Below are 25,254 nucleotides of genomic sequence, written 5' to 3' on the forward strand. Positions count from 1 at the left end.
GTGGGAGTCCGTACATGTCCAAAGCAGCCGCGCCGGGACGGAAGGTGCTCTCGGGGATCGAGACGTCCGGGGGACACCCGGTGGAGTACCGGTTCGCCCATGCGCAGAAGGGCAACCGGCATCTCGTCGTGGTGTTCGCCAACTTCGCCGCGCACCAGGACTACGGCTGGTCCAATGGCGTCTTCGACAAGCTGAGGGCGAACATCCTCTGGATCCGCGACAAGTTCGACGGGAACCGGACCTACTACCTCTGCAAGGGCATGGACTTCTCGGTCGAGCAGTCCGTCATCACGCTCATATCGAAGGTGATGAAGTCCCTCGACCTCACACCGGAATCCGTCACCATGTGGGGAGGGTCCAAGGGCGGGAGCGCGGCCCTCTACTTCGGCTTGAAGTACGGATTCCGCAACATCGTGGCCATCACCCCGCAGTTCGCCATCGGGTCGTACGTGCGGGACGTGCATCCCGGGGTGGCCCGGTTCATGCTCGGTGAGGCCGTGCCCGAGGAGAACGTGCGCATGGTGGACGCGCTGATCCCGGACCTCGTCGCATCGGGGGCCGGCCGAGCCGCCAACATCTACCTGATGTCGTCCGCGCAGGACGAGCAGTACCCCACGCAGATCGAGCCGTACCTGCGGCTCTTCGGCTCGTACGAGAACTTCAATTTCGTCTTCAGCGACTCCCCGCACATCGCCGACCACACCCAGGTCGCCGGCCGCAATGTGCCGGTCCTCATGGGGATCGCCAACATGCTGATCGACGGGATCGCACCGCGCATGGGACTGGTCCGCAACGGATTCGAGGAACCCGGCCGCGACCGCACCCGTATCGACGCCTACCTGGCATCCACCTCCGTCATGCGGGGTGCGGAGTTCCCGTCCCCGACGGTCACGGCCCCCGCGTTCCAGGCCGAGGTGCCGCGACAGTCCGTGTGGTTCACCGGGGTCGCCCCCGGGGCGGTGCGGGTCAGCGTCTGGGAGCACGGAAAGTTCCTCGGCCAGACGGACGTGGCACCGGACGGCAGTTGGTCGTGGGAGCTCGGCCGCGCCTGGAGCAAGGGCAAGCACCCGGTGAAGATCTTCTCGCTGGACGCCAACGGCTTCCAGTCGGAGCGGACCGAGGTGCTCTTCACCGCGGTGGACGGTGCGGCGGCGGAACCCGGCCGTGAAGGTACCGGAAGTCCGGTCGCGACATCGGCCGGTCTCCTGCACGGCGCGGGCTCCCGGCCGCTCGCCCCGAACGGGGCGGCGTCCGCCGTCCTGTCTCCCGCCGCCTACGAACAAGTCACGGGGCCGCAGGTGCTGTTCACCGGAACCGCGGCCGGTGCCGTGCAGGTCGGGTTCCGGGAGCAGGGCACCCCGCTCGGCAGTGCTGCGGTGGGACAGGACGGCCGCTGGTCCTGGGACTCCGGCTGGGAGTGGACGCCGGGCGCACACGTCGTCGACGTCGTCGTCCTCGATGCCTTCGGTGGCGAGACCCCGATCTCCCAGGTGCCGTTCAGCGTCATGGGCGTGACGGCCGGTGCGTCGTCCCACGGGTACTACGGCGGCAGCTACTGACCCGGCGGACGGTGTACAGGCCGGTCACCCGGCCCCGTACACCGTCCGCGGCCCCACGCACCGCGCGCCCAACTCTTCGACGCGCCGACGAAGTTCACGGTCGGCGGTCACGACGGTGCACGGCCGACCGCTCAGCTCCGCCACGATCTCCACGATGCGGTCGTCCCCGCTGCCTTCCGCCGACTCGACCCGCACGGCCGGCACGGACTCCACGCCTCGGGCGGCGCCCTCGACCACAAGTACCACCTCGGCACTCGTTCGCTCCGCGTACCCCACCAGCCGATCCCGCAGCCTCTCCGCAGCCCCCCGCCGGTCCCGCCACCAGCCGTCGGGCACGGAACCGACGACGTTCGCGCCGTCGACCACCAGTACTTCGTTCATGGGGGCCAGGGTGGCACGTAGTGGTCGTGAGGTGCGGCATAGGCTGGGAAGGTGAACGGCGACTGGCTGATCCGTGGGCGCGGTGGCGTCCTCTCCGCGTACGCGTACGCCCCCGAAGAGGACGCGGTCGTCTGCCGCGCAGAGGAGTACCCCGAAGGCCCCTGGTCACCGCCCCGCACCGTCGGCGGTGAGCAGCGCGTGCACCCGGGCGGGGCCGTCGCCCGCAGCGATCAGGGGTATGCCCACCTCGTCGCCTGGCGGCCCACCGTTCCCGGTGAGGCCGGGCTCGTGCACTCGACGCATTTTCAGCCGCACCTCTCCGCGCTCGACTGGCTGCCCATCGGTCACCCGAACAAGAAGGGCGACCGCACGGGTCCGCCCGCCGTCGCCGTCGACGCGCAGGGGCGTGCCCACGTCTTCGTGTGCAACAAGGGTGGCGGGGTGAGCCTGCGGATGCAGGAGGAGAAGGGCGGCTGGGGGCCGTGGCGGGACCTCAAGGGGGAGGACGTGCGCGGGGAACTCGCCGCCGTGACAGGGGAGTCGGGGCTCGTCACCTTGTACGCGGTCACGGGCGACGGGGGCATTCTGAGGTGGCGTCAGGAGAAGGCGGGGCAGACCCTCGTACGGGACGAGAAGCCGGAGCCCGCTGCCGCCCGGCCCGGGACGCTGTGTGCTCTCGCCACGTCCGCCGAGCACACCACCCTGTTCTTCACCGATGAGGACGGTGCCGTGTGTGCCTGGCGCGGGAGCGAGGCGCCCGTGCGGGTGCTGGATGCGGTCGGGCCCGGGGCCGTTTCCGCCGTGCGGTGCCAACTGGACGGCGTGGACTGTACGTTGCTCGCTCAGCGCACGGCCGGAGGGCGGGTCGCCTTCGCCGCGTATCCCACCGAGACGGAGTCCGCGGGGGCCTGGTGGGCCGAGTCCGGGCCGGAGCTTCCGGCGGATGCGCGGGTCGCGCTCGCGGAGGGGCGGGACGGCCGGGTCGTGGCGGGGAGTTGGGCTCCGGGCGATCCCGGGCGGCTCCGCCTCTCGCGGCGGAAGAGCGGCGAGCCCGGGCTGGCGTTCGAGGCTTGGCAGGGCGTGGGCTGAGGCTCCCGAGCCACATGGAACTGTGACGGCTGCGGACGCAATATTCGTCCGCAGCCGTCACAGTCATGTCTGTCTGCGTCAGCAGCGCACCATTACGCCGGGACCGAAGCCACCCCGGCCTCCAGGAACTTCTTCCCGGTGGCCCGCTCGGAGACGCCCTCGCGGTCCAGGTACGGCGTGATGCCGCCCAGGTGGAAGGGCCAGCCGGCGCCCGTGATCAGGCACAGGTCGATGTCCTGGGCCTCGGCGACGACGTTCTCGTCGAGCATCAGGCGGATCTCCTGGGCCACCGCGTCGAGGACGCGGTCGCGGACCTGGTCCTCGGACAGGACGACGTCGCCCTGCTCGAGGAGCGCGGCGACCTCCGGGTCCAGTTCCGGCTTGCCGGAGTCGTAGACGTAGAAGCCGCGCTTGCCGGCCTTCACCACGGCCGCCAGGTTCGGGGAGACCTTGAAGCGGTCCGGGAAGGCGCGGTTCAGGGTCTCGGAGACGTGCAGGCCGATGGCCGGGCCGACCAGCTCCAGGAGGACCAGGGGAGACATGGGCAGGCCCAGGGGCTCGACCGCCTTCTCCGCCACCGCCACCGGGGTGCCCTCGTCGATGACGTTCTGGATCTCGCCCATGAAGCGGGTCAGGATGCGGTTCACGACGAACGCGGGCGCGTCCTTGACGAGAACAGCCGTCTTCTTCAGCTTCTTGGCCACGCCGAACGCCGTCGCCAGCGCCGCGTCGTCCGTCTGCTCGCCGCGGACGATCTCCAGGAGCGGGAGGATCGCGACCGGGTTGAAGAAGTGGAAGCCGACCACGCGCTCGGGGTGCTTGAGCTTCGAGGCCATCTCCGTGATGGAGAGGGAGGAGGTGTTTGTCGCCAGGATCGCGTGGGCCGGGGCCACCGCCTCGACCTCCGCGAACACCTGCTGCTTGACGCCGATCTCCTCGAAGACGGCCTCGATGATGAAGTCGGCGTCCGCGAATCCGTCCGCCTTGTCGAGGACCCCGGAGACCAGGCCCTTGAGGCGGTTCGCCTTGTCCTGGTTGATGCGGCCCTTGCCGAGCAGCTTCTCGATCTCGGCGTGGACGTAGCCGACGCCCTTGTCCACGCGCTCCTGGTCGATGTCCGTGAGGACGACCGGGACCTCGAGGCGGCGCAGGAAGAGCAGGGCGAGCTGCGAAGCCATCAGGCCCGCGCCGACGACGCCGACCTTCGTCACCGGGCGCGCCAGGTTCTTGTCCGGGGCGCCGGCCGGGCGCTTGGCGCGCTTCTGGACGAGGTTGAACGCGTAGATGCCCGAGCGGAGTTCGCCACCCATGATCAGGTCCGCGAGGGCCTGGTCCTCGGCGTCGAAACCGGCCTGCAGGTCACCGGACTTCGCGTTCGCGATGATGTCGAGGGCGCGGTACGCGGCCGGGGCGGCGCCGTGCACCTTGCTGTCGGCGATGAACTTGCCGCGCGCGACGGCCTGGTCCCAGGCCTCGCCGCGGTCGACGTCGGGGCGCTCGACCTTGACGTTGCCCTTGAGGACGTCAGCGGTCCAGAGCAGCGACTGCTCCAGGAAGTCGGCGCCCTCGAACAGCGCGTCCGCGATGCCCAGCTCGTAGACCTGCACGCCCTTGAGCTGCTTGTTCTGGTTGAGGCTGTTCTCGATGATGACCGAGACGGCCTTGTCCGCGCCGATCAGGTTCGGGAGCAGGGCGCAGCCGCCCCAGCCGGGAACCAGGCCGAGGAAGACCTCGGGCAGCGAGAAGGCCGGGAGGGCCTTCGAGACGGTGCGGTACGAGCAGTGGAGACCCACCTCGACGCCGCCGCCCATCGCCGCGCCGTTGTAGTACGCGAACGTGGGAACGGCCAGGCCCGACAGGCGCTTGAAGACCTCGTGGCCGCCCTTGCCGATGGCGAGCGCGTCGTCGTGCTTCTTCAGCAGCTCGACGCCCTTGAGGTCGGCGCCGACCGCGAAGATGAACGGCTTGCCGGTGACGCCGACGCCGACGATGTCGCCCTCGGCGGCCTCCTTCTCGACCTGGTCGATCGCCGCGTTCAGGTTGGCGAGCGAGGCCGGGCCGAAGGTGGTCGGCTTGGTGTGGTCCAGGCCGTTGTCCAGCGTGATGAGGGCGAACTTGCCCGCGCCGTACGGCAGGTCGAGGTGGCGTACGTGCGCCGACGTGACGACCTCGTCGGGGAAGAGGGCGGATGCGCCCTTCAGGAGCTCAGCGGTGGTGGTGCTCACTTGTCGCCTCCGGCGTCCTTGTGGTGCGGGTTCTCCCAGATGACCGTGGCGCCCATGCCGAAGCCGACGCACATGGTCGTGAGGCCGTAGCGGACCTCCGGCTGCTCCTCGAACTGGCGGGCCAGCTGCGTCATCAGACGGACGCCGGAGGAGGCGAGCGGGTGGCCGTACGCGATGGCGCCGCCGTACTGGTTGACGCGCGCGTCGTCGTCGGCGATGCCGTAGTGGTCGAGGAAGGCGAGGACCTGGACGGCGAACGCCTCGTTGATCTCGAAGAGGTTGATGTCCTCGATGGACAGGCCCGCCTTGGCGAGGGCCTTCTCCGTGGCCGGGATCGGGCCGTAGCCCATGACCTCCGGCTCCACGCCCGCGAAGGCGTAGGAGACGAGGCGCATCTTGACCGGGAGGTTGTTCTCGCGGGCGAAGTCCTCGGAGGCGATGATCGAGGCCGTCGCGCCGTCGTTGAGACCGGCCGCGTTGCCGGCCGTGACGCGGCCGTGCGTACGGAACGGGGTCTTGAGGCCCGCGAGGCTCTCCAGGGTGGTGCCCGGGCGCATCGGCTCGTCGGCCGTGACCAGGCCCCAGCCGGTCTCGCCGACCTCGGAGTTGGTGTTGCGCACGGAGATCGGGACGAGGTCCTGCTGGATCTTCCCGTTCGCGTACGCCTTCGCCGCCTTCTCCTGCGAGCGCACGGCGTACTCGTCGGCGCGCTGCTTGGTGATGTGCGGGTAGCGGTCGTGCAGGTTCTCGGCGGTCATGCCCATGAAGAGGGCGGACTCGTCGACCAGCTTCTCCGATACGAAGCGGGGGTTGGGGTCCACGCCCTCGCCCATGGGGTGGCGGCCCATGTGCTCGACACCGCCCGCGATGACCGCGTCGTACGCGCCGAAGGCGATGGAGCCCGCGGTGGTGGTGACGGCCGTGAGCGCGCCCGCGCACATGCGGTCGATGGAGTAGCCGGGGACCGACTGCGGCAGGCCCGCGAGGATGCCCGCGGTGCGGCCGATGGTCAGGCCCTGGTCACCGATCTGCGTGGTCGCGGCGACGGCGACCTCGTCGATCTGGGCGGGGTCCAGGTTCGGGTTGCGGCGCAGCAGCTCCCGGATGGACTTGACGACCAGGTCGTCGGCGCGGGTCTCGTGGTAGATGCCCTTCGGGCCCGCCTTGCCGAACGGGGTGCGGACGCCGTCGACGAAGACGACGTCCCTGACGGTACGAGGCACGATGGCTCTCCTCCAGGTGCGGGAATGCGCTGCCGCGCGGCGCGTGTCCGGTATCCCGGTTTTTGGGTACGCGGACGGTGCGCTGCGAATACCGTCATGCTACTTGCGAGTAACCAAGTCTTGAAGCCCCCTCGGCCGGAGCGGCGAAGGTCACATTTGCGGTGCGGTCGGGGTGGGGTGGTGTCGGGGGCCGGTTGGCGTCTTTGTGCGGCGCCGGGGGTGGGTGGCTGTGCCGGGGTCGGCGCCCGTAGCGATGCGCGCGCGGCGCCGGGGGTTGGGGCTCTTGCCGGGGTCGGCGCCAGTCGCCCTGGTTGCGCGGCACCGGGGCGCCGCCTTGCCCACCCTGCCGCCCAAGGCGGCAGATTGCCCAAGTCGGGGGCGGTCGACCGCAATGGGTGGGGAGCCGTGTGGGCGGCAGGTTGCCCGAGGAGGTGGGGGCTGACCGCAACGGGTGGGGAGCCGTGTGGGGGCAGATTGCCCAAGTCGGGGGCGGTTGACCGCAATGGGTGGGGAGCCGTGGCGGCGGCAGATTGCCCGAGGCGGGGGCGGTCGACCGCAACGGGTGGGGGGCGTGTGGGCGGAGGGGGTGCCCGAGGCAGGGCGGTCGACCGTGACGGGTGGGCAGTCGTGGGGGTGGCCGGTTGTTTGCGGCGGGGTGCCGAGCCCCGGGAGGCCGACGCCCCCGGAGGGGGCGGGTGGGTGGGAGATGGGCGGCGGCACGGGAGCGTGGTGCCGGTGCCGGTGCCGGTGCCGGTGCCGGGGGAGGGGGATCGAGCTCCGTGGCGCCCGTGCGGCGAACCCGGTCCGCGAGGCCGGGAAATTCCAGCCCCGCCGGCGATTGAGGCGCGGGGTCCGGGGCGGAGCCCCGTGGCGTAGGGGCGGGCTGACCCGTGCCCACGTCGACGCGCCCCCCCGGTCAGCCCGGAGGGCGCGTCGCGGCGGATGTTCCGGTCAGACGCGGGACGCGAGCGCCGGGACGAGGACCGGCGTCACCTGGTTGACCTGCCAGTTGCGCGCACCGTGGGAGCGGAGCGATTCCGCCACGGACTCCGCGTCGATCGACTCCGGCGGCTCCCAGCACACCCGCCGCACGGTGTCCGGCGTGATCAGGTTCTCCTGCGGCATGGACAGCGTCTCGGCCAGCGCCGTGACCGCCGCGCGCGCCGCCGAGAGGCGGGCCGCCGCGGCGGGGTCCTTGTCGGCCCAGGCGCGGGGCGGCGGCGGCCCCGTCGTGGGCTGGCCCGGCTGCGGCAGCTCGGCGTCCGACAGGGCCCGCGCCCGGTCGACCGCGGCCTGCCACTGCTCGAGCTGCCGCCGGCCCATGCGGTGGCCGAAGCCGGGCAGGGCGGACAGGGCGTGCACATTGGGCGGCACCGCGAGCGCCGCCTCGACGATCGCCGAGTCGCCGAGCACCTTGCCCGGCGAGACGTCCCGCCGCTGCGCGACCTGGTCGCGCGCCGTCCACAGCTCGCGGACGATCGCCATCTGACGCCGGCGCCGCACCTTGTGCATGCCGGACGTCCGCCGCCACGGGTCCTTGCGCGGCGGCGCGGGCGGGGCCGAGGCGATGGCGTCGAACTCCTCGTGGGCCCACTCCAGCTTGCCCTGCCGGTCGAGCTCCTTCTCCAGCGCGTCGCGCAGGTCGACGAGGAGTTCGACGTCGAGCGCGGCGTAGCGCAGCCAGGGCTCGGGCAGCGGGCGCGTCGACCAGTCGACGGCGGAGTGGCCCTTCTCCAGTACGTAGCCGAGCACGTTCTCGACCATCGCGCCGAGGCCGACCCGGGGGAACCCGGCGAGCCGCCCGGCGAGCTCCGTGTCGAAGAGCTGCGCGGGCCGCATGCCTATGTCGCGCAGACACGGCAGGTCCTGGGTGGCGGCGTGCAGGTCCCACTCGGCGTCGCCGATCGCCTCGCCGAGCGAGGAGAGGTCGGGGCAGGCCACCGGGTCGATGAGCGCGGTGCCCGCGCCCTCGCGGCGCAGCTGCACCAGATAGGCGCGCTGCCCGTAGCGGTAGCCGGACGCGCGCTCGGCGTCGACGGCGACAGGGCCTGTGCCCGCGGCGAAGGCCGCGACGACATCGGCGAGCGAGGCCTCGTCGGCGATCACCGGCGGGATGCCCTCGCGGGGTTCGAGCAGGGGGGTGGGCGCACCGTCGACTGAACCAACAGATCCTTCAGCAGAAGATCCGCCGTCGTCCAGAGGGGCGCCTCCGGTGGTGCGCAGTGAACTGTCTGCTGCGGTCTCTTGGGCGTCGGTCACCTGTCAAGAGTATCTGTGAACGCACGACGCCCGTCGACGGAACGTTACGTCGACGGGCGCCGTGCTGTAGTAAACCGGACGAATCCGGCCACGGGTCGATCAGTGGATGATGCCGGTGCGCAGCGCGACCGCCACCATCCCGGCCCGGTCACCCGTGCCGAGCTTGCGCGCGATGCGGGCGAGGTGGCTCTTGACGGTCAGGGCGGACAGGCCCATGGAGACGCCGATGGCCTTGTTCGACTGGCCCTCGGCGACGAGCCGGAGCACCTCCACTTCGCGTCCGGACAGTTCGCGGTAGCCGCCCGGGTGGCTCGGGGCACCCGGGGGGCGACGGTGCATACGGGCGGCCGCGGCGCCGATCGGGGCGGCGCCGGGCCGGGTGGGCAGGCCGATGTTCGTACGGGTGCCGGTGACGACATAGCCCTTGACGCCGCCCGCGAGGGCATTGCGCACGGCGCCGATGTCGTCGGCGGCGGAGAGGGCGAGCCCGTTGGGCCAGCCCGCGGCTCGGGTTTCGGAGAGGAGCGTCAGGCCGGATCCATCGGGGAGGTGGACGTCGGCGACGCAGATGTCGCGAGGGTTGCCGATGCGGGGACGAGCCTCCGCGACGGACGAGGCCTCGATCACGTCACGAACACCGAGCGCCCACAGGTGGCGGGTCACGGTGGAACGGACGCGGGGGTCGGCCACGACCACCATCGCGGTCGGCTTGTTCGGGCGGTAGGCGACCAGGCTTGAGGGCTGCTCGAGGAGAACGGACACCAGGCCTCCTGGGGTGCGGGACGGAGCCGGCTCGGGGATGAAGCCGGGGATGAACCGTGCTTTCAAGGTCACAGCAACCTTCGGCACCAAACCCGCCCGCCTTTAGAGAATGATCACGATTTGGTGAGTAACAATGCGAGCAATTCGGACACATTAGCGATCATTCGAAAGGGTGGCGAATAGTCACGAGTCGCATTCAATCGAACCAAATCCGACGGTCCAGGGCCATTTCGAAAGGACCCGAAACATGAGAAGGCCGCGTCGGAGCAGCTCCGACGCGGCCGAAAAGCGACCCTGCGAATCGGGGTCAGGAAGGTCGCGGCCCCCGCCGCTGCGGCAGCGTCACCACCGCACCGTCCGGGCCCTGCGGCCCCGCCGCCACCGGCGGAAGCCCCGCGATCTGGCACAGCACCTCGCACCACGCCGCGAGATGCGCCGCCGTGTCCGGTACGCCGCCCAGGCCCTCGCGCGGCGTCCACGACGCCCGGATCTCGATCTGCGAGGCGGGCGCCCGGTCGCCGAGCCCGCCGAAGTAGTGCGAACTCGCCCGGGTGACCGTTCCCGAAGGCTCTCCGTACGAGAGGCCGCGGGCCTGCAGCGCGCCCGTCAGCCACGACCAGGAGACGTCGGGGAGCAGCGGGTCGGCGGCCATCTCGGGCTCCAGCTCGGCCCGCACGAGCGTCACGAGCCGGAAGGTGCCGTGCCAGGCCTCGTGCCCCGCCGGATCGTGCAGCAGGACGAGCCGGCCGTCGGCCAGGTCCTCGTCACCGTCGACGACCGCGGCCTCCAGCGCGTACGAGAAGGGGGCCAGGCGCTGCGGCGGCCGCGTCGGGTCGATCTCGATCTCCGGGCGGAGCCGCGCGGACCGCAGGGCGTCGACCGCCGTACGGAAGGCGGGCGGGGTGGGGTCGTGCTCCTGTGCAGCGTTCATGTCCCGAGCGTTCTGCCCCTCCCGCACCGATTCACTCATCCCGCCTGTCGTGTTGTGGTCGTCGCGCTCGTCGTCCGACCGTCGTCCCTGAGCCGCAGCCATGCCGGGAAGGTTAAGGGGAGCGAGCCCCGCGCGCGGGGAGGGACACCCCTGAGGGAGCCCCCTTCCCCATGTCCTTCACAGGCGACGGCGCGGGCGTGCGAAACTTTCGGGTGTGAGTGCCAATACCGAGGCCACGGGCCAGCAGCCGTCAGCGACGTACCAAGCCACGAAGGCGGCGAAGACCACCAGGGATTCCGCCTTCATCAAGGCCTGCAGGCGCGAGCCCGTGCCGCACACGCCGGTGTGGTTCATGCGCCAGGCCGGTCGCTCGCTGCCCGAGTACCACAAGGTGCGCGAGGGCATCGCGATGCTGGACTCCTGCATGCGGCCCGAGCTGGTCGCCGAGATCACGATGCAGCCGGTGCGCCGGCACGACGTCGACGCGGCGATCTACTTCAGCGACATCGTCGTGCCGCTCAAGGCCATCGGCGTCGACCTCGACATCAAGCCCGGAGTCGGCCCGGTCATCGCCAACCCGATCCGCTCGCGCGCCGACCTGGCCCAGCTGCGGGACCTCACCCCCGAGGACGTCTGGTACGTCACCGAGGCCATGGGGCTGCTCACCGCCGAGCTCGGCGAGAAGCCGCTGATCGGCTTCGCGGGCGCCCCGTTCACGCTCGCCAGCTACCTCGTGGAGGGCGGCCCGTCCCGCAACCACGAGCACACCAAGGCGCTCATGTACGGCGACCCGCAGCTCTGGGCCGACCTGCTCGACCGGCTCGCCGACATCACCTCCGCGTTCCTGAAGGTGCAGATCGAGGCCGGCGCCAGCGCCGTCCAGCTGTTCGACTCCTGGGTGGGCGCCCTCGCCCCCGCCGACTACCGCCGCTCCGTGATGCCGGCGTCGGCCAAGGTCTTCGACTCCGTCGCCCCCTACGGCGTGCCGCGCATCCACTTCGGCGTCGGCACCGGCGAGCTGCTCGGGCTCATGGGCGAGGCCGGAGCGGACGTCGTCGGCGTCGACTGGCGCGTCCCGCTCGACGAGGCCGCACGCCGCGTCGGCCCCGGCAAGGCGCTCCAGGGCAACTTCGACCCGGCCATCCTGTTCTCCACCCCCGAGGCCGTCGAGACCAAGGCCAGCGAGGTCCTCGACGCCGCCGCGGGCCTGGAGGGCCACGTCTTCAACCTCGGCCACGGCGTACCCCCGAACACCGACCCGGACGCGCTGACCCGGCTCGTGGAGTACGTGCACACGCAGACCGCCAAGTAGTCCGCGCCGCCGCGGGGGTCTCTTCGGAATCGCCGAAGGGCCCCTGCGGGGAACCGGCATTGTTCGCGCCCGCCACCTCCGATTGCCTGTGCGGTGCGCCACCCCACCCGGTGGCGCGGGACCGTGGAGGTGGACGTGACCGCGCATGCAGCGTCGCAGGCGGCGGCCGGGGCCGGGACGGCGAAAACGCCCGGGTCCCGTCGAGGGGTGTCCTCGAGGGACTGGTGGATCATCGGCCTGCTGCTGGCCTTCTTCACCCTGAACTTCGCCGACAAGGCGGCCATCGGGCTCGCCGCGCCCGACCTGGAGAAGGACCTCGGGCTCACCGCCGCCCAGTACGGCCTGATGTCGAGCGCCTTCTTCTGGCTGTTCGCGGCGGGCGCCGTCGTCCTCGCCCTGTTCTTCCGGCGGATCGGCTGGCGCTGGTCGGCGGCCGGGCTCATGATCGCGTGGGTGGCCAGCATGGCGCCGCTGACCGTGCCCACCACGGTGGGCGTGGTGATCGCCTCGCGGATGGTGCTCGGCTTCTTCGAGGGCCCGGCGCACGCCCTGTGCCAGTCCGTCGTGGCGGACCGCTTCCCGGCCGAGCGGCGGGCGTTCGCGGGGGCGGTCGTCAACGCGGGGTCCTCCGTCGGGCCGTTGGTCGCCACGCCCGTGCTCACCTGGGTCATCATCACGTGGACCTGGCACGCGGCGTTCGTCGTGCTCGTCGCCGTCGGGGCGCTGTGGGCCGTGCTGTGGCTGGTCGTGACGCGGCGGGAGCCGGGGATGGGGCCGCGCGCCGCCGGGCCCGTGACGGCGGAGGCCGACCCGAACGGTGACATCGACGTACCGCTGACCTCGCTCCTGCGCACCGGCAGCTTCTGGGGGCTCGCGCTGCTCTCCTTCGCCGGGTACCTCATCTCCTCGCTCAAGGTGTCCTGGCTGCCGTCGTTCCTGCACGACGGGATGGGCTACTCGCGCGGCACCGTCGGGCTCCTCGCCACGCTCCCGTACGGGCTCGCGATCGTCGTGCTGCTCACCGCCGGGCTGATCTCGGGGCGGATGCTGAGGGCCGGGCGCTCGGCGCGGGCCGCGCGCGGGTTCCTGACCATGGGCTATCTGTGCTTCGCGGGCGTCGCCATGATCGCCTTCACACAGGTCCCGCCGGGCGGGCTCCAACTGGCCCTGGTGGTCGCCGCGTTCTCCATCAACAGCGTCGCGTTCTCGGTCGCGTTCGCGGGCGCCGCCGACTTCCTGCCGCGCAGGCACCGGCCCGGCTTCTTCGGCTGCATCATCGCCGCGTACAGCGTCGCGGGGATCGTCGCGCCGTGGCTGCTCGGCGTCATCGTGGACGCCGCGGACACCGTCTCGCAGGGGTACGCCGACGGGTTCCTGGTCGTCGGCATCACCATCTGCGTCTTCGCCGTCGCGGGCGGGCTGCTGCTGAACCCGGCGCGCTCGCGCGAGGTGCTGCTCGCCGAGACGGCGCGGCGCAGGGCCGCCGCAGTGGAGGCGGGCCGATGAGCGCCGAGCGCCCCCTGCACGGGCTCCGTGTCCTCGACTTCGGGCAGTACATCGCCGCGCCCGGAGCCGGGCAGAACCTCGCCGACCTCGGCGCCGACGTCATCAAGGTGGAACCCCTCGCGGGCGACCAGGCGCGCGGCATCGGCCCCTTCGGCACCGCGATGGTCCGCGCCAACAACCGGGGCAAGCGCAGCATCGCCGTCGACCTGCGCGCGCCCGAGGGCGAGGCCGTGGTCCGCGAGCTGCTCGCCACCGCGGACGTACTGCTGCACAACTTCCGGCACGGCGTCAGCGAGCGGCTCGGCCTCGGCCCGGACGCGCTGCTCGCCCGCCACCCACGGCTCGTCTACGGCTTCGTCACCGGGTTCGGAACGCGGGGCCCCTCGGCGTACCGGGTCGGCCTCGACATCGCGGCGCAGGCCGAGTTCGCCGTCATGGACCTCACGGGGGCGGCGGACGGGGATCCGCAGCGGGTGGGCTTCGCGGTGGCGGACGTGCTCGCCGCGCAGGCCCTTACGTCGGGTGTCCTCGCCGCGCTGTTGCAGCGCGCGAGCACGGGCCGGGGCGACGTCGTGGAGACCTCGCTCATGGAGGCCGTCGTGCACGCCCAGGCGTCCACCTGGGCCGAGCACGGGCTGAGCGGCACCGTGCCGACGCGGCGCGGCAACGGGCAGGCGCTCGCGGCGCCCGCCGCGGACCTGGTGCGGACCCGGGACGGCGGGGCGCTCGTCCTGTCCGCGTACACGGCGGAGAAGTTCGCGGCGCTGTGCGCGGTGATCGGGCGGCCGGAGCTGGCCGGTGACCCGCGGTTCGCCACCAACCCCGCGCGGGTCGAGCACCGGCCCGAACTCCTCGGTCTGCTGCACGACACGCTCGGCCGGCTCGACCGGGACGAGGCCCTGGAGCGGCTGCGCGGCGCGGGGATCGTGTGCGGGGCCGTGCGGCGCTTCGACGAGCTCGCCGACGATCCCGATGTACGGGCCTCCGGGCTGATCGCGGACTGCGGTGCCGGGGGCACCGCGCCGACCACCGCGTTCTCGGTCGGTGGACGGCGTCCCGCGAGTACGCCGCCGGCGCCGCGGGCCGGGGAGCACACGAGGCGGATCCTCGCGGAACTCGGGCGCGGCGAGCGGGAGGTCGGGGCGCTGGTCGACGGTGGGGTTGTGGTGGCGGCGCCGGATCTCGCGCCCGCCGCGCCGGGGCCGGGCCCCTCGTAATCGGTGCGCCGCACCGGGGGCGCTGCCTTGCCCACCCTGCCTTCCCCAAGCTCTCCGACAAGCTCCGAGCAGGGGAGACCCCATTAGGCGGCAGATTGCCCAAGGCGGGGGCGCGCCCCGTCGTCAGCACTTGCCCAGGCGGGGGCGGCCCCTCGTCACCCGTCACCACCACCCCGTAGGAGGAACCGCATGATCGACCCCGATGTGTTCGAGCTCGGCTTCGAGGCGTACTTGGAGCGCGTCGCCCGGCTCACCGACGACGTGCTCATCCCCGCCGAACAGGAGATGGTGGAAGCGGGGGAGGTGCCCGAGCACGTGCTCGCGGCGCTCGCCCGGAACGGGCTCTTCGGTGTGTCGATACCGCGACGGCTCGGCGGGCTCGACTGGTCCATGAGCCAACAGGTCCGGCTGACCATGGAGTTCACCCGCGCCTCGTGCGTGTACCGGTCGCGGTTCTCCACCGTCATCGGGCTGTGCTCGCAGGCGATCCTCGACCACGGCACCGAGGCGCAGCGCGAGAGCATGCTGCCGAAGATGGCGGCAGGGGAGCACGTCACGGCGTTCGCGCTCACCGAGCCCGGTGCCGGTTCGGACGCCGGATCGCTCACCACGACCGCCCGCCGCGTCGACGGCGGCTGGGTCATCGACGGGCACAAGCGCTACATCACCAACGCCCACTGGGCCGACGAGCTCGTGGTGTTCGCCCGTACCGGAGAGCCCGGCGAGGGGGCCGCGGGCGTCTCCGCGTTCCTCGTGCCGCGCGACACCGAAGGTGTCACGACCCGGCTGCCCACCCGTATGAACGGGCACGCCGAGGCGCCGGTCGCCGAGATCGACCTGGTCGGCGTCCGCGTGGCCGACTCCGCGCTGCTCGGCGGCGAACTCGGCGCCGGGTTCAGGGCCGCGCTGCGCGGCATCAACCACGCCCGGCTGCACGTCGCCGCCACCTGCGTGGGCCAGGCCACCCGGATGCTGGAGGAGACCTCGCGGCACCTGTCGGGGCGCGAGCAGTTCGGGGCGCCCCTCGCCGACCTCGGCGCCGTCCAGGCCGACCTCGGACGCTGTTTCGCCGACCTGGAGGCCGCCCGCGCCCTGACGATGGAGGCGGCGCGTGCCTTCGACTCCGGGACCGTGCCGCGCCACCGCATCGCAGCCGCCAAGCTGTTCGCCTCCGAGACGGCGAGCCGCGTCGCGGACCGCTGCGTCCAGCTCCTCGGCGGCGAGGGCATCGTCGGCGACCACCCCGTGCCGCGCATGTGGCGCGACGTACGGGCGCTGCGGATCTACGAGGGGTCGTCCCCGGTCCACGAGCGCAACCTCGGCCGGGCCGTGACCAGGCAGGTCGCCGTGGACGGGACGCTTCCGGACACTTACCGTGTCACCCGCGGAGCAGCCGCGGGGGTGTAGCACTTCGAGGGAGACCCGGTGGAGCTGAGGCAGCTGGAGCAGTTTCTGGCCGTGGTGGACCACGGCGGCCTCGGGCGCGCCGCCGAGCGCCTGTACCTGTCGCAGCCCACCGTGTCCGGGTCCATCCGGGCCCTGGAGCGCGAGCTGAAGGTCGAGCTGTTCCACCGCACCGCGCGCCGCCTCGTTCCCACGTCCGCGGGGCGACAGCTGGTGCCGCTGGCCCGGCGGGTGCTCGACGACGTGGTCGCCGTCCAGGACGCGATGCGCAGCGCCCGCGAGGTCGGCGGGGGCGTGCTCACGGTGATGTGCACACCCGACATGTCCGGGGAGGCGGTGGCCTCCTGGGCCGGCGGGTTCACGCGCGCGTACCCGGCCGTCCGGCTCGACATCAGCGAGGTCGGCTCCCGGCACGAACTCGTGGCGGCGGTCGCCGACGGGCGGGCCGAACTGGGCTTCACGCTCGCCCCCGACGAACTCCGCGGCGATCTCGACTTCATCGAGCTGGGGGTGCAGCGGCTGCTGCTGGTACGTCCGCCGGGCCACGGTGGCGCCCGGCGCGTCCCCCTCGCCGAGCTGGGTGACCTGCCGCTCGCCCGCCGCCAGATCACCCGCAACGAGGAGGACGCCGTGCAGGCGGCGCTCGCCGCGCACGGCGTCGCCCCGACGACCGGCGCGACCGTGCCCAGCAGGAACGCGCAGTTGACCTTCGTGCTCAGGTCCGGGTTCCAGGCGTTCCTGCCGCTGCGGATGTGCGCGGCGGCGCTCGACGCCGGGGCCGAGGTCGTCGAGACCGACCCGCTCATCGAGTCGCCGTTCGGAGTCGTGCACCGCGCCGGTGAACTGGCCCCGGCCGCGCAGCAGTTCGTGGCCGACGTGCGGTTGGCGCTGCAGGCCTGGTTCGACGCCATCGCGGCGGGCACCGAGTCCGGTCTCGGCCTGGTGGACGCGGTCGTCGCGGCGCGAGAGGCGGCGCTCTGAGCCGGTACGCGCCGGGCAGCCGGTGCGCCGGACCGGTGTCAGCCCTTCCGCACCGCTGCCACCGCCTTGCGGGCCGCCACCAGGACCGGGTCCCACACCGGTGAGAACGGGGGCGCGTAACCCAGGTCCAGGGCCGTCATCTGTTCCACCGTCATGCCCGCGGTCAGGGCGACCGCCGCCACGTCGACCCGCTTCGCCGCGCCCTCGCGGCCCACGATCTGGACGCCGAGGAGGCGGCCCGTGCGGCGTTCCGCCAGCATCTTCACCGTCATCAGGGCCGCGCCGGGGTAGTAGCCCGCCCTGCTGGTCGACTCGATCGTGACGGTCACGTACTGCAGGCCCGCGCGGTGTGCGTCCTTCTCGCGCAGGCCCGTGCGGGCGATCTCCAGGTCGCACACCTTGCTGACGGCCGTGCCGACGACGCCGGGGAACGTCGCGTAGTCCCCGCCGACGTTGGAGCCGATGACCTGGCCGTGCTTGTTGGCGTGGGTGCCCAGCGCGATGTGGCGTTCGCTGCCCGACACCAGGTCCAGGACCTCCACGCAGTCGCCGCCCGCCCAGATGTCCTCGTGGCCGCGCACCCGCATCGCCCGGTCCGTGAGGAGTCCGCCGGACGCGCCGAGCGGCAGCCCGGCCTCCCGGGCGAGGGTCGTCTCCGGGCGCACGCCGATGCCCAGCACCACCACGTCCGCCGGGTACTCGGCGTCGTCCGTGGCCACCGCGCAGGCGCGTCCGTCGTCCCCGGTGAGGATCTTCGTCACCTCGGCGTCGTCGACCATGGTGATGCCCATGCCGGTCATCGCCTCGTGCACGAGCCGGCCCATGTCCGCGTCGAGCGTCGACATCGGCTCGGCGCCGCGGTTCACCACCGTCACCTCGTACCCGCGGTGGATCAGCGCCTCGGCCATCTCCACGCCGATGTATCCGGCGCCGACCACGACCGCCCTGCGTCCCTTCGTGGCCCGCAGCGTGTCGAGCAGTGCCTGGCCGTCGCCGAGCGTCTGCACGCCGTGCACGCCCGGCGCGTCGATGCCGGGCAGGTCGGGGCGGACCGGCCTGGCACCCGTCGCGATCACGAGCTTGTCGTACGAGGTCCAGGACTCGGCCCCGTCGTCCAGGCCGCGGGCGCGCACCCGGCGGCCCGCCACATCGATCTCCGTCACCTCCGTACGGGTGCGGAGGTCGATGTCGCGGGCCCGGTGCTCCTCGGGGGTGCGGGCGATCAACTCGTCCCGGGACTCGACCTGTCCGCCGACCCAGTACGGGATGCCGCACGCGGAGTACGACGTGAAGTGGCCGCGTTCGAAGGCCACGATCTCCAGTTCGGCGGGGGTCCTGAGGCGGCGGGCCTGCGATGCGGCGGACATGCCGGTGGCGTCGCCGCCGATCACGATGAGGCGTTCGGGTGGGGTGTCGGTGGTCATCTGTTTACGCTAGCCCGGGGGTGCGGTCGCGGGGCGCTGCCCCGGGCCCCGCTCCTCAATCGCCGGAGGGGCTTGAAAGACCGGAGGGGCTTGACCTGCGGCGTGCGAATCGGATGAACAGGAATACCGCTGCACCCAGCACCGCTGCGAACGGGAGGGTTGCCGCCACCGCGATACCGATCCACTTCAGGCCGGTCGTGAAGGCGTTCCAGCCGCCCGACAAGGCGTCCAGGAGGGTGGGGTCCTCGTCCTGCGCGGGAGCGGCCGGAGGGGAGGGCTCCGTCAGGCGCAGGGTGATCGTCGCGAGGGTCGTGCGGTTCTTCAGGGAGTCCTGCTGTGCGAGCAGCGCCTCCAGCTCCGACTGGCGCGTGCCCAGCTCGCTCTCCAGGGTCACCACGTCGCTCAACTTCTCCGCTCGGTCCATGAGTTCCCGCACCCGCGCCACGCTCGCCCGCTGCGACTTGATCCGGCTCTCGACGTCCACGACCTGGTCCGTGACGTCCTTCGCCGTCACGTTCCGCTCCAACAGGCGCCCGCTGCCCGCGAGTTCGTCGAGCACCTCCTCGTACGACTCCTGCGGTACGCGCAGGGTCACGCGGGAGCGCTCGTGGCCGTGGCCGTCGCGGTCGGTCGTCTCGTCGCCGATCATGCCGCCCGCGTTCTCGGCGGCGGTACGGGCCCGGTCGAGCGCGTCCGGGACGTCCTTGACGCGTACGGAGAGATGGGCGGTGCGGATGATGTGGACGCCGGTGAGCTTCGGCGGCTTCTTGGCCTGTTGGCCGGTGGAGGAGCTGGACTTGCCGCCGGGCGCGCTGACGTCGCCGCGGGCCGCGCCGTCCGCGTCGCCGGCCGCGCTCTTCGCGCCCCCGTCGTCGCCCGCCCCCGAACAACCCGTCAGCGCGAGCGCCAGCGCGAACAGTGCCGCGGCGAGCAGGACCAGTGGACGGCGTGGCCCGGTGTTGCGTGTCTTCGTACTGGGAAAGCGCATGGACGTAACCCCCGAGGGACGTGCCGGTGATCGGACGTCCCTTCGACGCGCGAGTCCCCCGAACGGTGGTTGCCGAGCGGTCCCGAACCGGTCACGGTCGGGACACGTCCACAGGCGTCAATCCGAAGCTGACGTTCTGACAAAGTGGGGGCATGCGTGAAGCGGACACTGTGACGAAGACGGGTCGGGACAGGCGGGGCAGGAAAGTCCTCGTCATCGGCGGCGGCATCGCGGGCCTCGCGGCCGCCCACCGACTGCTCGACGGGGGCGAGCGGGTCCAGGTGACCGTCCTGGAGGCCGGCGACCGGCTCGGCGGCAAGCTGCGTACGGGCGAGATCGCCGGCGCGCGCGTCGACCTGGGCGCCGAGTCGATGCTGGCCCGCCGGCCCGAGGCGGTCGGCCTCGCCCGCGAGGTGGGCCTCGGCGACCGGCTGCAGCCACCGTCCACGGCGACCGCCTCGATCTGGACCCGCGGCGCCCTGCGCCCGATGCCGAAGGGCCACGTCATGGGCGTGCCCGGCACCGCGGAGGCGCTCGAAGGGGTGCTCTCGGACGAGGGGCTGCGCCGCATCCGCCGCGACGACCACCTGCCGCCCACCCACCTCGGCGAGGACGTCTCCGTCGGCCGGTACGTCGCCGCGCGCCTGGGCCGCGAGGTCGTCGACCGGCTCGTCGAACCGCTGCTCGGCGGCGTCTACGCGGGCGACGCCGACCTGATCTCCCTGCGCAGCGCCGTACCGCAGTTGTTCGAGGAGGCGGGCCGTCATGTGTCGCTGACGGAGGCGGTCCGCGCCATCCAGGAGCGCGCTGCGGCCAACCAGCAGACCGGCCCCGTGTTCATGGGCATCGACGGCGGCATCGGCACACTGCCGGGGGCGGTCGCCGACGCCGTGCGCGCCAAGGGCGGCGAGATCCTGCTCGGCGAGCGCGCCACGTCCCTCACCTCCCGCGGACACACCGAAGGCGCGTCGCAGTGGCGCCTCGGCACCGAGTCGGGCCGCACCTTCGAGGCGGACCAGGTGATCGTCGCGCTCCCGGCGAGCGCCGCCGCGAGCGTCCTGCGCACCGCGTCCCCGATGGCCTCCCAGGAGCTGCGCCGCATCGAGTACGCCTCCATGGCTCTGATCACGATGGCGTTCCGGAAGTCCGAGGCGGACCTCCCCGAGGGCAGCGGCTTCCTCGTCCCGCCGGTCGACGGTCACACGATCAAGGCCGCGACCTTCGCCTCCCGCAAGTGGGGCTGGATCGCCGAGCAGAACCCCGACCTGATGGTCGTGCGCACCTCGGTCGGCCGGTACGGCGACGAGAAGGACCTCGCCCGCGACGACAGCGACCTCGTCGACCTGTCCCGCCAGGACCTGCGCGAGGCCACCGGACTGAACGTCGCGCCCGTCGACGCGCACGTCACGCGCTGGAAGGACGGACTGCCCCAGTACCCCGTCGGGCACGCGGCCCGCGTCGACCGGATCCGCGAGCACATCGCCGCCGTGCCCGGCCTCGCCGTGTGCGGCGCCGCGTACGACGGCGTCGGCATCCCGGCGTGCATCGCCGGCGCGTACGCCGCCGTGGACATGCTGAGCGGCGACACCGCGGCCCTCGACGAGCTGAAGGCCGACCCGGTGCAGAGCATGCACGGCGGAGCGGGAGAATGAGGACATGAGTGACGACGCCACCACCCCCGAGGCCGCCCGCGTTCCGAACAAGGGCAAGCTGGCCAAGGACCTCAACGAGGTCATCCGCTACACCCTCTGGTCCGTCTTCAAGCTGAAGGACGTGCTCCCGGAGGACCGCGCCGGGTACGCCGACGAGGTCCAGGAGCTGTTCGACCAGCTCGAGGCGAAGGACGTGACGATCCGAGGCACGTACGACGTGTCCGGTCTGCGCGCCGACGCCGACCTCATGATCTGGTGGCACGCCGAGACGGCCGACCAGCTGCAGGAGGCGTACAACCTGTTCCGCCGCACCAAGCTGGGCCGCGCGCTCGAGCCGGTGTGGTCGAACATGGCGCTGCACCGCCCCGCCGAGTTCAACCGCTCGCACATCCCGGCGTTCCTCGCCGACGAGAACGCGCGCGACTACATCTCGGTCTACCCGTTCGTGCGCTCCTACGACTGGTACCTGCTGCCCGACGACGAGCGCCGCAAGATGCTCGCCGACCACGGCAAGATGGCGCGCGGCTACCCGGACGTGCGGGCCAACACGGTCGCGTCCTTCTCGCTCGGCGACTACGAGTGGATCCTCGCGTTCGAGGCGGACGAGCTGCACCGGATCGTCGACCTGATGCGGCATCTGCGGGCGTCCGAGGCGCGGAGGCACGTCCGTGAGGAGGTTCCGTTCTACACGGGGCGCCGGAAGTCTGTCGCGGATCTGGTGGCTGGGCTCGCGTAGCCAATTCAAGCCCCTGCGGCGATTGAGCAGCGGGGTCCGGGGCAGAGCCCCGAGACCCCGCCCCCGGCTGGGTGTTACTTGCCCAACGGCTTCGGCTCCTTGTGGGGCGCGCACGCCGCCGCCCCACCCTCCGGCAGCTCTCCGCTGAGGAGATACGCGTCCAGGCGGCCGTTGACGCACTTGTTGGGGCCCGCGCCGATGCCGTGGGTGCCCGCCTTGCGTTCGGTCACCAGGGCGGAGCCCGCCAGGCGGCGGTTCAGTTCCTGGGCGCCCTTGTACGGCGTCGCGGCGTCCCGCTCGGCCGCGAGGATGAGTGTCGGCGGGAGTTCGCCGGGGGCGGTGCGCACGTCCAGCGGCTCCTGGCGGGGCGTCGACCAGTACGCGCACGGCAGGTTCATCCACGCGTTGTCCCACGTCTCGAACGGGGCGCGCTTCGCCAGGGCCGTGTTGTCGCGGTCCCAGGTGCGGAAGTCCGTCGGCCAGGACGCGTCGTTGCACTGCACGGCCGTGTAGACGGCGTTGCTGTTCTCGTCCTCCTTCGCGGACTCCTTGATCGGCGCGGCCTGGTCGACGAGCGGCTTCGGGTCGCCCTTCGCGTAGGCGGACAGCGCGTAGGCCCGCAGCGGCCAGTAGTCGTCGTAGTACCCGGCCTGCAGGAACGCCGACTGCAGCTGGGCGGGCCCGACCTTGCCGCCGGCCGGCTCGCGGGACACCTCCGCGCGCACCTTGTCGTACGCGGCCTGGACCCGCTCGGGCGTCCCGCCCAGGTGGTACGTCCTGTCGTTGCGGGCGACCCACGCCTTGAAGTCGGTCCAGCGGCGCTCGAAGGCGGCCGACTGTTCGAGGTTGTTGGCGTACCAGATCCCCTTCGGGGACGGGTCGACGGCGGAGTCGAAGACCATCCGCCGCACGTGCGAGGGGAACAGCTCCGCGTACACGGCCCCGATGTACGTCCCGTACGAGGCGCCCAGGAACGTCAGCTTCTTCTCGCCGAGCGCGGCCCGCAGCACGTCCAGGTCACGGGCGTTGTTGAGCGTCGTGTAGTGCTCGATGTCCGGGTTGCGCTCGGCGCACCCGCGCGCGTACGCCTTCGCCCGCGCGACGCGCTTCTTCTTGTACGCCTCCGAGGGGTGGACCGGCGACTCGGACGGGCCCCTGAGGTACTTCTTCGGGTCCTCGCAGGACAGCGGCGCCGACCGGCCCACGCCCCGCGGCGCGTAGCCGATCAGGTCGTACGCGGCGCCGATGGGCCGCCATTCCGACTGCGTGCCGGCCAGCGGGAAGTACATGCCGTTGCCGCCGGGACCACCGGGGTTGAAGACGAGCGAGCCCTGCCGGGCGACCTTCCGTCCCTTGGCCCTGTCCGTGTTCTTGCCGGTGGCCTTCGCGCGGCTGACGGTCAGCTTGATCTGCTTGCCCATCGGGTGCGCGTAGTCGAGGGGGACGGTGACGGTGCCGCACTGGACCGGCTTCGGCAGGTCCTCCACCTTGGGGCAGGTGCCCCAGTGGATCCCCGCGTCCGCGGCGCGCAGCGCGGCGATCGTGGTGCCCGCCGTGTCGGCAGCGGGCGGGGGCGTGGGTGCGGCGGCGCTGGAGGGGGCGGTGACCAGGGCCGAGAGGATCAGGGATCCCGCGGTGGCGCAGAGGGCTGGGGCTGCTCGCATCGCTCGATCCTTGGGGCGGCCGTCGGCCAAGTAAAGGACCAGGTCGTGGGTGTCGGAACCATGACCCTGATGCGTGGTGACTGCCGTCTTCGGCGTGCGGGGCGGCTCAGTCGGTGGTATGCCGGTCCGTGCCGGAGAGCGCCGCGCGCAGCTGCGGGTCGTCGACCGCCCGCACCCCGCGCACCGCGACGGCGAGCAGGCTGCCCGCGCCCTGGGGCCGGCCCGCGAGCAGTCGCTGCCCGGTCGGCGAGGCCCAGCGCGTGTACGGGTGGATCTCGACGCGGGCGAGCGTCAGACAGCTCAGCGTGAGCAGCAGCGGAAGCCCGAACCACAGTGCCACCGGGCCCCCTTGGCGCGCGCTCTCGCCCGGCAGCAGGACCGCGAGCGCGCCGAGCACCAGCACGGCGCACGTCGCCTGCCACACCTGCCGCACCGCGCCCGAGAGCGTCGTACGTTCCCGGTCGGGCACCGCGAGGCCGGCCGCGACGAGGCGTTCGGCGAGCACCCGCACCGTGTCACCGGCCGCGGCCGCCGCCCGCAGCGGGGCGATCCGGGCCTGGCCCCCGGGGCCGATGGCGCGGAGCACCGAACGCTCCATGGCGTCCTCGCCGACCGGGTCGACGACGGTCGCCCAGCCGGTGTGCGCGAGCAGCAGGCGCCGGCTGCGGGCCATCGACACGAGCGTCACCTCGGCGACCCGCTCGGGGCCGCCCGACAGGAAGGCGGTCTCGTACAGGGACAGCTCGTGGCCCCGGTGCGCGGCGACGGGCGTGGCGCGGCCCGTCGCGCGTTCGGTCTCGGCGGCGCGCACGGCCGCGAGACACAGCCGCCCACAGGAGACTCCCGCGACGGCACAGGCGACGAGGAGGAACAGGACCCACAACATGCGCAGTTTCTACGACAGTTGCCCGGATACCGCTACGCCTCGCCCACGATGTGGACGGCCTGTTATCGCGTCGTGACGTTGGGGTGCCGCGGTCCGGCCTTGGGCGTGGACGCGGCCTTGGATTTCGCTTTGGCCTTGGCCTTGTCCTTGGGATTCGTCTCCGGCTTCGGGCTGGACACCGCGGGCGGCAGGGAGAACGACGGGGTGGGCGACGGGGAGACCGGGGTCGCGGAGTCCGGTGCGGAGGTCGGGCCCGGCGGGGCGGGGGAGCGGGTCGCGGGGGGCGGGCTCGCGGTGGCGCCGTCGCGGGCGACCGCGTCGAAGTCGACCAGGCCCGTCGCCTCCAGGACCTTGATGTGGTCGAGGACGGTGGTGTTGGCGTCGTCCGCGAGTTCCCGGACGAGCGAGTTGCGGGTCGAGGCGCGCACCTGGGCGACCAGCGAGAAGACCTGTCCGTGGGCGCGGCGCAGGATGTTGGCGAACTTCTGCTCGTAGTCCGCGCCCTTGGCGGCGGTCAACTCCCGTAGCCAGCCCTGCTGTTGTGCGTTCGGCTGGCTCGGCAGTTCCAGGTTCATGCGCGCCGCGACCTCGCGCACCCGGGCGTCGAGGAACGTGTGCCCCTCGACGAGGTGCTCGCCCGCCGTCTCGACCGCCTTGCTCGGTGCCCGCTCCTCGGCCTGCTGTCCGGCGGGCAGTTCCCACAGGCCGGCGAGCCGCACCTTGGTGATGAAGAGGCGGTCGGTGGCGGACAGCGGCCCGAATCTGGTGGACACGGTCTGGGCGTTGAGCTCGTGGAGCCCGGTGCCGGAGCGGTCCGCGTACGACCACAGGGGGAAGACGAGCGCCGCCAGCGTCGCCACGAGTGCGGTGACGATGAGGGCGGAGCCGGGGCCTGCGGCGCGGGGTCGGAACGGGTGCATGGTGCCTCCTGGTGCGACGTCGCACGCTAGCGGGGCGCTTGCGCGGGGCGTTGGGGATCGCTCAGGAGTACGTCAGCTTCGGTAGCCGTGGGGCTGCGACGGCGTTGCGGTCGCGGGGCGCTGCCCCGGACCCCG

20 protein-coding genes are annotated in these 25,254 nt (G+C 72.3%); 9 read left to right on the forward strand and 11 right to left on the reverse strand.

The window, feature by feature from the left end:
* Window positions 1-14 precede the first annotated feature (14 nt).
* Entirely contained in the window at window positions 15-1,559 is a 1,545-nt protein-coding gene (locus tag ACZ7L4_RS07835) for a hypothetical protein (protein WP_472100687.1), read from the forward strand.
* 24 nt (window positions 1,560-1,583) lie between these two features.
* Here ACZ7L4_RS07835 and ACZ7L4_RS07840 read toward each other — a convergent pair whose 3' ends face one another.
* The gene (locus tag ACZ7L4_RS07840) at window positions 1,584-1,940 is read right to left on the reverse strand and encodes an NYN domain-containing protein (protein ID WP_472100689.1); all 357 of its coding nucleotides are present in this window, start codon (window positions 1,938-1,940) and stop codon (window positions 1,584-1,586) included.
* Window positions 1,941-1,991: 51 nt separating this feature from the next.
* On the opposite strand from ACZ7L4_RS07840, the gene ACZ7L4_RS07845 reads away from it, so the two are divergent.
* Window positions 1,992-3,029 carry a hypothetical protein gene (locus tag ACZ7L4_RS07845; RefSeq protein WP_472100691.1) on the forward strand — a complete coding sequence of 346 codons (1,038 nt, stop codon included), beginning with the start codon at window positions 1,992-1,994 and terminating at the stop codon, window positions 3,027-3,029.
* Window positions 3,030-3,121: 92 nt separating this feature from the next.
* Here ACZ7L4_RS07845 and ACZ7L4_RS07850 read toward each other — a convergent pair whose 3' ends face one another.
* The 5 genes from ACZ7L4_RS07850 to ACZ7L4_RS07870 all read right to left on the reverse strand — a co-directional run bounded on the left by ACZ7L4_RS07850 (window position 3,122) and on the right by ACZ7L4_RS07870 (window position 10,429).
* On the reverse strand, window positions 3,122-5,254 hold the full coding sequence (locus ACZ7L4_RS07850; protein ID WP_472100693.1) for a 3-hydroxyacyl-CoA dehydrogenase NAD-binding domain-containing protein: 2,133 nt from the start codon (window positions 5,252-5,254) through the stop codon (window positions 3,122-3,124).
* On the reverse strand, window positions 5,251-6,477 hold the full coding sequence (locus ACZ7L4_RS07855; RefSeq protein ID WP_389274670.1) for a thiolase family protein: 1,227 nt from the start codon (window positions 6,475-6,477) through the stop codon (window positions 5,251-5,253). The genes ACZ7L4_RS07850 and ACZ7L4_RS07855 overlap by 4 nt, the downstream gene beginning before the upstream one ends.
* Before the next feature lie 951 nt (window positions 6,478-7,428).
* Window positions 7,429-8,736: an HRDC domain-containing protein gene (locus tag ACZ7L4_RS07860; RefSeq protein ID WP_472100695.1), complete on the reverse strand. Its 1,308-nt coding sequence runs from the start codon at window positions 8,734-8,736 to the stop codon at window positions 7,429-7,431.
* A 99-nt stretch (window positions 8,737-8,835) separates the two neighbouring features.
* Window positions 8,836-9,498, reverse strand: a complete 663-nt coding sequence (locus ACZ7L4_RS07865) for a response regulator transcription factor (protein WP_266602921.1) — start codon at window positions 9,496-9,498, stop codon at window positions 8,836-8,838.
* 307 nt (window positions 9,499-9,805) lie between these two features.
* A complete protein-coding gene (locus ACZ7L4_RS07870; protein WP_472100696.1) occupies window positions 9,806-10,429 on the reverse strand; it encodes a DUF3000 domain-containing protein in 624 nt (207 codons plus the stop codon).
* Window positions 10,430-10,643: 214 nt separating this feature from the next.
* Between ACZ7L4_RS07870 and hemE the strand changes: the two genes are divergently transcribed.
* From hemE to ACZ7L4_RS07895, 5 genes are all read left to right on the forward strand, one after another.
* Window positions 10,644-11,741, forward strand: a complete 1,098-nt coding sequence (hemE, locus tag ACZ7L4_RS07875) for a uroporphyrinogen decarboxylase (RefSeq protein WP_472100698.1) — start codon at window positions 10,644-10,646, stop codon at window positions 11,739-11,741.
* 207 nt (window positions 11,742-11,948) lie between these two features.
* The gene (locus ACZ7L4_RS07880; RefSeq protein ID WP_472100700.1) at window positions 11,949-13,247 is read left to right on the forward strand and encodes an MFS transporter; all 1,299 of its coding nucleotides are present in this window, start codon (window positions 11,949-11,951) and stop codon (window positions 13,245-13,247) included.
* Window positions 13,244-14,464 (forward strand): CaiB/BaiF CoA transferase family protein, encoded by a 1,221-nt coding sequence (locus tag ACZ7L4_RS07885; RefSeq protein WP_472100702.1) that lies wholly within the window; start codon window positions 13,244-13,246, stop codon window positions 14,462-14,464. Before ACZ7L4_RS07880 ends, ACZ7L4_RS07885 begins: the two co-directional genes overlap by 4 nt.
* A gap of 189 nt (window positions 14,465-14,653) precedes the next feature.
* Window positions 14,654-15,871: an acyl-CoA dehydrogenase family protein gene (locus ACZ7L4_RS07890; RefSeq protein WP_472100704.1), complete on the forward strand. Its 1,218-nt coding sequence runs from the start codon at window positions 14,654-14,656 to the stop codon at window positions 15,869-15,871.
* An 18-nt stretch (window positions 15,872-15,889) separates the two neighbouring features.
* A complete protein-coding gene (locus ACZ7L4_RS07895) occupies window positions 15,890-16,849 on the forward strand; it encodes a LysR family transcriptional regulator (RefSeq protein ID WP_472100706.1) in 960 nt (319 codons plus the stop codon).
* Between the two features lie 38 nt (window positions 16,850-16,887).
* Here ACZ7L4_RS07895 and ACZ7L4_RS07900 read toward each other — a convergent pair whose 3' ends face one another.
* Entirely contained in the window at window positions 16,888-18,273 is a 1,386-nt protein-coding gene (locus ACZ7L4_RS07900) for an FAD-dependent oxidoreductase (protein ID WP_472100707.1), read from the reverse strand.
* Window positions 18,274-18,328: 55 nt separating this feature from the next.
* Window positions 18,329-19,261 carry a DUF4349 domain-containing protein gene (locus ACZ7L4_RS07905; protein WP_472100709.1) on the reverse strand — a complete coding sequence of 311 codons (933 nt, stop codon included), beginning with the start codon at window positions 19,259-19,261 and terminating at the stop codon, window positions 18,329-18,331.
* 152 nt (window positions 19,262-19,413) lie between these two features.
* Here ACZ7L4_RS07905 and hemG point away from each other — a divergent pair, with 152 nt between their 5' ends.
* A complete protein-coding gene (gene hemG, locus ACZ7L4_RS07910) occupies window positions 19,414-20,913 on the forward strand; it encodes a protoporphyrinogen oxidase (protein WP_472100711.1) in 1,500 nt (499 codons plus the stop codon).
* Between the two features lie 4 nt (window positions 20,914-20,917).
* Window positions 20,918-21,649, forward strand: a complete 732-nt coding sequence (gene hemQ, locus ACZ7L4_RS07915) for a hydrogen peroxide-dependent heme synthase (RefSeq protein WP_472100713.1) — start codon at window positions 20,918-20,920, stop codon at window positions 21,647-21,649.
* 74 nt (window positions 21,650-21,723) lie between these two features.
* Here the strand turns inward: hemQ and ACZ7L4_RS07920 are convergent, their stop codons facing one another.
* The 3 genes from ACZ7L4_RS07920 to ACZ7L4_RS07930 all read right to left on the reverse strand — a co-directional run bounded on the left by ACZ7L4_RS07920 (window position 21,724) and on the right by ACZ7L4_RS07930 (window position 25,119).
* A complete protein-coding gene (locus ACZ7L4_RS07920) occupies window positions 21,724-23,313 on the reverse strand; it encodes an alpha/beta hydrolase (RefSeq protein WP_472100715.1) in 1,590 nt (529 codons plus the stop codon).
* Window positions 23,314-23,419: 106 nt separating this feature from the next.
* On the reverse strand, window positions 23,420-24,199 hold the full coding sequence (locus tag ACZ7L4_RS07925; RefSeq protein WP_472100717.1) for a TIGR04222 domain-containing membrane protein: 780 nt from the start codon (window positions 24,197-24,199) through the stop codon (window positions 23,420-23,422).
* Window positions 24,200-24,261: 62 nt separating this feature from the next.
* Window positions 24,262-25,119, reverse strand: coding sequence for a DUF4142 domain-containing protein (locus ACZ7L4_RS07930; protein ID WP_472100719.1), 858 nt, complete (start codon window positions 25,117-25,119; stop codon window positions 24,262-24,264).
* Window positions 25,120-25,254 lie beyond the last annotated feature (135 nt).

It is taken from the genome of Streptomyces sp. NPDC107575, from assembly GCF_055657265.1.

Bases quoted from the DNA above. Each gene is read 5' to 3' on its own strand.
- ACZ7L4_RS07835 (WP_472100687.1), top strand. From the start codon at position 15: ATGTCCAAAGCAGCCGCGCCGGGACGGAAGGTGCTCTCGGGGATCGAG.
- ACZ7L4_RS07840 (WP_472100689.1), bottom strand. From the start codon at position 1,940: ATGAACGAAGTACTGGTGGTCGACGGCGCGAACGTCGTCGGTTCCGTG.
- ACZ7L4_RS07870 (WP_472100696.1), bottom strand. From the start codon at position 10,429: ATGAACGCTGCACAGGAGCACGACCCCACCCCGCCCGCCTTCCGTACG.
- ACZ7L4_RS07885 (WP_472100702.1), top strand. From the start codon at position 13,244: ATGAGCGCCGAGCGCCCCCTGCACGGGCTCCGTGTCCTCGACTTCGGG.
- ACZ7L4_RS07890 (WP_472100704.1), top strand. From the start codon at position 14,654: ATGATCGACCCCGATGTGTTCGAGCTCGGCTTCGAGGCGTACTTGGAG.
- ACZ7L4_RS07900 (WP_472100707.1), bottom strand. From the start codon at position 18,273: ATGACCACCGACACCCCACCCGAACGCCTCATCGTGATCGGCGGCGAC.
- ACZ7L4_RS07905 (WP_472100709.1), bottom strand. From the start codon at position 19,261: ATGCGCTTTCCCAGTACGAAGACACGCAACACCGGGCCACGCCGTCCA.
- hemG (WP_472100711.1), top strand. From the start codon at position 19,414: ATGCGTGAAGCGGACACTGTGACGAAGACGGGTCGGGACAGGCGGGGC.
- hemQ (WP_472100713.1), top strand. From the start codon at position 20,918: ATGAGTGACGACGCCACCACCCCCGAGGCCGCCCGCGTTCCGAACAAG.
- ACZ7L4_RS07920 (WP_472100715.1), bottom strand. From the start codon at position 23,313: ATGCGAGCAGCCCCAGCCCTCTGCGCCACCGCGGGATCCCTGATCCTC.
- ACZ7L4_RS07925 (WP_472100717.1), bottom strand. From the start codon at position 24,199: ATGTTGTGGGTCCTGTTCCTCCTCGTCGCCTGTGCCGTCGCGGGAGTC.
- ACZ7L4_RS07930 (WP_472100719.1), bottom strand. From the start codon at position 25,119: ATGCACCCGTTCCGACCCCGCGCCGCAGGCCCCGGCTCCGCCCTCATC.